This window comes from Nocardia sp. bgisy118 (assembly GCF_057708605.1).
In genome coordinates this window covers 1-3,071 of the sequence record NZ_JBYISM010000065.1, presented here as the reverse complement: position 1 = coordinate 3,071, position 3,071 = coordinate 1, and the positions used below count along the sequence as shown (strand labels likewise).

Annotated in this window: 3 protein-coding genes; all 3 read left to right on the top strand. The window is 68.5% G+C overall.

Features of this window, described 5'->3' with window-relative positions; all coding sequences use genetic code 11:
- The first annotated feature begins 74 nt into the window (after positions 1 to 74).
- The gene (locus AC3EO7_RS37685; RefSeq protein WP_431970638.1) at positions 75 to 545 is read left to right on the top strand and encodes an SRPBCC domain-containing protein; all 471 of its coding nucleotides are present in this window, start codon (positions 75 to 77) and stop codon (positions 543 to 545) included.
- 212 nt (positions 546 to 757) lie between these two features.
- On the top strand, positions 758 to 1,924 hold the full coding sequence (locus AC3EO7_RS37680; protein ID WP_431970639.1) for an alpha/beta fold hydrolase: 1,167 nt from the start codon (positions 758 to 760) through the stop codon (positions 1,922 to 1,924).
- A 66-nt stretch (positions 1,925 to 1,990) separates the two neighbouring features.
- Positions 1,991 to 3,071: ABC transporter substrate-binding protein (locus tag AC3EO7_RS37675; protein WP_435593865.1), on the top strand; the 1,081-nt coding region annotated here is incomplete at its 3' end.

Below are 3,071 nucleotides of genomic sequence, written 5' to 3'. Positions count from 1 at the left end.
CACGGTCGGGGGCTTTCGGCGTTTCATGGACTTTCCGTGTCTCCCGCGTGGGCGGATCGGGCTACCGTGGTGCCATGTCCAGCACCAGAATCGGCAAACACATTCGCGCGCCACGGGCGACCGTCTACGGCCTGTTGCTGGATGCCGAAGCGATCGCGCAATGGCGCGTGCCCACCGGGATGACCAGCCACGTCCACGCATTCGAGCCGCGCGAGGGCGGTTGCTTCCGCATCACCCTCACCTACGACGATCCGACCGACGCGGGTAAGACGACCGCGCAGTCCGACACCTATCAGGGGCGCTTCGTCACCCTGATTCCGGACGAACAGGTCGTGGAAATGGTCGAATTCGAGACCGACGATCCGGCCGCACGTGGCGAGATGACCATCGCCATCACCCTTTCCGACGCGGAGGACGGTGGAACCGATCTCGTGGCGATCCACGAGGGCGTGCCGAGCGCGGTGAAACCGGAGGACAACGAACTGGGCTGGCGCCTCGCGCTCGCCAAACTGGCCACGCTTGCGGAGACCGGCACGCTCGACTGAGCGGAGCCGAGCCGGATCGAGCATTCTGGCGTGCGAATTCAGCGCGGTGCGTGGTTCGCGCAGGCGGCTTTCTCGCCGGGGCTCGATCGGATAGGGCCACAGCATGTTTCACCGCTCCAGCTGCTGACGGAGCGGTCGAGAGGTCGTGCCGGGCCGCTCCGCCACACCGCGACCACGTGGCAGCCGAGCACATCCGTCGTTACCGTGAAGGGATGTCGCCGTTGGACGATCGGCACCCGTCCACCGTCACCGACTGGGATGATGCGCGACGTAAGGCTCGACTCCGGGAGACCCGCCTCGGGCACCGGTGGACGACGTTGCGCCGCACCAGGTTGGCACTACTGCGGGTCGCCGCACTACTGATACTCGTACTCATCGTGTTCACCCAGTACTGGGTGCACGATGTCGCCCCCGAGCGCGCCAGACTCGCGCTGACCGAGCCCGCGCTGCTGCCGGTGGCGACTCCCGCGCGAGAGGAGAACTGGGACACCGCGGTCGTCGACCTGGTAGGTCTCGGCGGACTGAACGCCTCCGACACGGCGTCCGCGCTGCCCGCGCTACGACGGATGGGCGTGGTCTGGGCCATCAAATACGACAACGAGGGCATCGACAGCAAGGTGATCGCCGATCTCGTGGTCCGCGCCGCCCAGATGTCGGGCGTGCGGAACATCGTGCTCGTCGGGCACAGCATGGGCGGTGTGATCGCGCTGGAGGTCGGCCAGCACATCCACTTGGACAGCGATCGGCGGCTGGCCGGCGTGCTACTGGACTGCACGCCCGTCGATTTGAACGCGGTGCGCCCGGAGAGCCGCGGCCGGGGCGAGGACATGCTGCGCTGGATGGGATGGCTGCCGGGAGCGCGCGAGAGCCGCACGCTGCGCATGGCCGTGGAGACCTATGCGCGGCGGGACCGGTTCGTCGATCGCGCCGCCGATCCCGTGCCCACGATCCGATTCGCCGAACTCGGCCAAGTGCTCGTCGACGTCGCGACCGAGAAGGTGATGTCGCGCAACGCGGCGAGCAACGGCCTGATCGAATCCCAGTTCCTGGCCATCGTCGGCGGCGGCGCGATCGACAATCTGCGCGCCCTCTCCCGCCCGGTGAACGGCAAACCGCGCCCGGCCATCGTCTACATCCGGCCGCGCGAAGCCGAACGGGACCGCGTCGTCGACGTCGCGTACTCGCACCAGGTGCTGATCGAACGGGTGGGCGGAGTGGACGGCAGCCTGCTGGTCGTGCTGCCGCGCGGCACCGGCCACGCCAACCCGAGGCAGGCGCCCGCGGAGTACAACAAGGTCATCGACCAGCAGGTGCTGCCGTTCGTGCAGCGGTATCTGGATCAGGTACGCGGGGTCCGCAGTGCCGCAGCGCCGCCCTGACACCGGTTCGAATCAGGCTGTCGTTAACCGTGTTCGGGCTCGTTCCGTCCTGCTTGACTACCCGGTATGTTTCGACCGAGTACGTTCCTGCCCGGCCTCCGCGGCCGCACCACCGCCGCCTTGCTCGTTTTGGCGACCGCTGCGACCCTTGGGTTGACCGGATGCGCGAAGGACGACACACCGGTCGTCGACACCGCCAACACTCCGTTGCCGACGGAGGTGCCCGCGGGCACCAAGCTGATCGTCGCCGACCAGCAGGAGCGCCTGCAGAGCGTGCTGCGCGCGTCCGGTGAACTGGACAAGTTGCCGTTCAAGGTGGAGTTCGCCAACTTCGTCGGCGGGCCCGCCATCCTGGAGGCGTTCCGCGCAGGCGCCGCGGATGTGGCGCCGGTCGGCGACGTGCCGCCGATCCACGCGCTGGCCGCAGGCCAGGACGTGCCGATCGTCGGCGCACAGCAAACCAGTCCCGCCGCACTGAAATTGGCGGTCGCACCCGGCCGCACCGCCACCACGCTGGCGGATCTCGAGGGTAAGAAGATCGCCTACGCCGAGGGCACCGCGCAGCAGGCCGCGGTGCTGCGCGCGCTGGACAAGGCCGGGCTGAAAACCGGTGACGTGCAACTGGTCCGGCTGCAGCTGGCCGAGTTCCTGGACGCGGTGCGCACCGGCCAGGTCGACATTGCCCCGCTGATCGAGCCGAACGTGACCCGGCTGCTGCGTACGCCCGGCACCTCGCTGATCCCGGACTCCGAGACCGCGGGCATCTACGGCGGCCTGGCCTACCTGTACGCGCGGCGCGCGGTGACGCAGGACCCGGCCAAGTCGGCGGCGGTCGGCGCACTCGTCGGGGCCTACGTCCGGGCCTACCAGTGGGTCAACACCCACCGCCAGGAGTGGGCGCAGAAGTACTACGTGGACAGCCAGAAGGTCAGTCCCGAGGATGCCCGGCGCATCGTGGATTCGCTCGGCACCTACACCTTCCCGCATCTGGACCAGAAGCTTGTCGACCGGCAGCAGTCCACCATCGACGCGATCGCGGCCGCGGGCGAACTGCCCAAGATAGTCAGCGCCGCCAACGGTTTCGACCTGCGCTACGACGCCGTCGTGACGCGCGCGGTCACCGAATCCGGCGCCTCGCACGAACCGA

What these genes read in the sequence shown, in the direction of transcription:
- AC3EO7_RS37680 (WP_431970639.1), top strand. Translation starts at nt 758, where the DNA reads ATGTCGCCGTTGGACGATCGGCACCCGTCCACCGTCACCGACTGGGAT.
- AC3EO7_RS37685 (WP_431970638.1), top strand. Translation starts at nt 75, where the DNA reads ATGTCCAGCACCAGAATCGGCAAACACATTCGCGCGCCACGGGCGACC.